This is a genomic window from Paucibacter sp. XJ19-41 (genome assembly GCF_028462495.1).
In the GTDB taxonomy this organism is placed as follows: Bacteria; Pseudomonadota; Gammaproteobacteria; order Burkholderiales; family Burkholderiaceae_C; genus Roseateles_E.
In genome coordinates, this window is sequence record NZ_JAQOWX010000179.1 from 4,185 (window position 1) to 7,219 (window position 3,035).

At 71.3% G+C, this 3,035-nt stretch carries 3 protein-coding genes; 2 read left to right on the plus strand and 1 reads right to left on the minus strand.

From position 1 onward, the window contains the following. Positions 1–923 (minus strand): efflux RND transporter periplasmic adaptor subunit (locus tag PO768_RS26930; RefSeq protein ID WP_272648514.1); only part of this gene is annotated, 923 nt, incomplete at its 3' end. A gap of 295 nt (positions 924–1,218) precedes the next feature. On the opposite strand from PO768_RS26930, the gene PO768_RS26935 reads away from it, so the two are divergent. After that, positions 1,219–2,604 (plus strand): sensor histidine kinase, encoded by a 1,386-nt coding sequence (locus tag PO768_RS26935; RefSeq protein ID WP_272648515.1) that lies wholly within the window; start codon positions 1,219–1,221, stop codon positions 2,602–2,604. Continuing rightward, the coding region (locus tag PO768_RS26940) for a response regulator (RefSeq protein ID WP_272648516.1) at positions 2,601–3,035 on the plus strand (435 nt) is incomplete at its 3' end. The genes PO768_RS26935 and PO768_RS26940, both read left to right, overlap by 4 nt.

The window sequence follows — 3,035 nt, forward strand, 5'->3', positions numbered from 1 at the left end:
GGCGGCATCGCGTTGCCCTGCAGCGCGATGCGCAGGCGAGCGCGGCGCGACTCCTGGCCCTGGCCGGTCTCGACGCTGCGCAGCTTGCCCTGCAGCAGCGCCAGGCCCTGGCCCTCCAGCTGCACGCTGACCGCGGCCCCGGGCGCGAGGCCGGCCAGGCGCTGCACATCGGCCCAGGCCTCGAACTCGCGATCGCCGTCGGCGGCCAGCAGGAACCAGGGCGTGGTTGATGCGGTGTCGCTGAACATGCCGCGCTCGACGTGGCGCTCAAACAGGCGGCCGGCGGACGGCGCGCGCAGCAGGGTCTCGTCCAGACGCTGCTGCGCCTGCGCGAGCTTGGCGGCGGCAGCGGCCAGCTCGGAGCGGGCGGCCTGGGCCTGCTGGGCAGCGTTGCTGCGCTCCTCTTCCTGCTGGGCCAGGGTGCTGGCGCGGTCCTGCTGGTCCTGCTGGCTGACGGCGCCGGTGGCGACCGCCAGGCGGTAGCGCTCGTCGGTGGCGCGCGCCAGCGCCAGGCTGGCCTCGGCCTTCCCCAGCTGGGCCTGTGCGGCCTCGGCCAGGGCCTGCAGGCGGCGGTGTTGCTGGCGCGCCTCCTCGTGCTCGTGGCGCTGGCTGCGCGTATCCAGCTGCACCAGCGGCTGGCCGGCCTTCACCAGCTCGCCGGCGTCGGCCAGCACGGCCTCGACGCGCAGGCCATGCACGGCCGGCAGCAGCTGCATCGGCTGGCGCGCGACGATGCGGCCCGGTAGTTCCAGCACGGCCTGGGCCTCCTGCGGGCGCACCAGCAGGGTGGTGACGCGCATCGTGGCGCTGTCCTGTGGCGTCGGCGCGGGCGCATCGCTGCAGCCTTGCAGCAGCAACAGGACCAGCCCGGGCGCGAACAGCCGGCGGGCGGGAAAGGGGTGGGAGAAACGATGGGCGGGCAAGGAAAGACTCCGGACTGCGTGGCCAATGAAAGTGGCGCAATGTAGGCAGAGTCGGCGCTGCGCGCCTGAGTCGTGCGGCGAATGGCTGGGTCCAGCGGCCGAGTGGCTGGGTCTGCAGACCTACTGGGCGCGCAGTGCGCACATCCGAGGTCGTTATGCTGGCCGGGCGGCCTTGCTGTGAGGACCGGGAGTGGAGCGAGATCTTGCGTTTGTGGCAATCCCTGTNGTGCGCACATCCGAGGTCGTTATGCTGGCCGGGCGGCCTTGCTGTGAGGACCGGGAGTGGAGCGAGATCTTGCGTTTGTGGCAATCCCTGTGGTGGAAGCTGAGCCTGGGCTCCATCGTCGTGACCCTGTTGGGCAGCATGCTGGTGTCGCTGGCGTTGAGCCCGGTTCTGGATGGCCAGGCCTTCCGCCAGGTCGTGACGCCGGCCCACTTGCGCCAGCTGATCGAGACCGAGCTACGCGTGCTGCAGGGCCGACGAGGGGACCGCGCGCTGGTGACGCAGATGCTGGACTCGATCCAGCAGCGCCTGTTGAATGTCGATGGCCCCGATGGGTTCTATGGCATCCGCGAGTCCTCCGACCCGCAGGTCAGTCTGGCGCTGTATGACGATGGCGGGCGCCGTGTGGCCTTGCGCGACAATGCCGTGCTGGCCCTGCCCGCGCAATGGCTGCCGGGGCCGCAGCGGCTGGAGCAGGTGTCGGCGGCCGAGCGCTTGCTGGTGCTGCCATTGGGCGACGGCAGCACGCTGCTGGTGCGCCACTATGCGCGTTTCGATATCTGGAAGAACATGCGCAGCACGCTGAGCGATGCCGGCAGCTTCTTCGGCTGGCTGGTGCTGCTGGTGGCGCTGCCGGGTCTGCTGCTGGGCGTGAGCCTGACCTGGTGGCTGGCCTACCGGCTGCGCCGCCTGGCCCAACTGACCGAGGGCTGGGCGCACGGCGATTTTTCGATGCGCCTGGCCGATGATTCGCGTGATGAGCTGGGCGAACATGCGCGTGCAATCAACCAGGTCGCCGGCCAGTTGCAGGCCCATGTCGAGACCGGCCGCGAGCTGGCCGCGCTGCAGGAGCGCCAGCGCCTGGCGCGCGATCTGCACGACAGCATTAAGCAGCAGGTCTTCGCCACCGGGCTGCAACTGCACGCGGCCCAGCAATGGTTGGAACGTCGGCCCGCCAAGGCCGCGCTGCTGCTGGCCGAGGCCGCGACACAGAACCAGGCAGTGCACCGCGATCTGGGGGCCATGCTGTCGCGGCTGAAGCCGCTGGAGGCGGCGCGGTGCCAGGACCTGCGCGAGGAGCTGGCGCTGCGGCTGCAGCCCTGGCATGCCCATCTGGCGCTGCGGCTGGAGCTGCCGGACGGCTTGGTGTTGCCGATCGAGCAGGCGCATGAGCTGGCCTGCATCGCCAACGAGGCGGTGGCCAATGCGCTGCGCCATGGCCGGGCGCGCCGGGTGTGCCTGTCCTGGCAGGCCGACGCGGGCCGCGCCGAGCTGCTGATCGCCGACGAGGGCTGCGGTTTCGACGCGGCGGCCACGGCCAGCGGCCATGGACTGACCAATATGCGCGAGCGCGCCGCGGCCCTGCCCGAGGGGGCACTGCATCTCGACAGCGCGCCGGGCCAAGGCTGCCGCCTGGCCGTGAGTTTCAAGTTCAAGCAGGAGGCGAGGCCATCATGATTTCGGTGCTGATCTGTGACGACCATGCGCTGGTGCGCTACGGCATTGCCGCAGTGCTGGAGGCCCATGGCGAGTTCCGCCTGGTCGGCGCGGTGGGCGAGGGTGCGCGGGCCATCGAGCTGGCACAGCGCGAGCGGCCCCAGGTGGTGCTGATGGACCTGCTGATGCCGGGCATGAACGGGGTCGAGACGACGCGCGAGATCCGCCGTGTCAGCCCCGACTCCCAGGTGCTGCTGCTGACCAGCCATGAGGGCGACGAGCCGGTTCTGGAGGTGCTGCGTGCCGGCGCGATCTCTTATCTGCTGAAGGACACGCCGCCGGCCGAGCTGGTGCAGGCGATCGAGCGGGCCGCGCGCGGCGAGGCGACCCTGCATCCCCGCGTGGCCGGCGCGATGGTGCGGGCGCTGACCCAGCCGCGCGGCGCGGCCGGG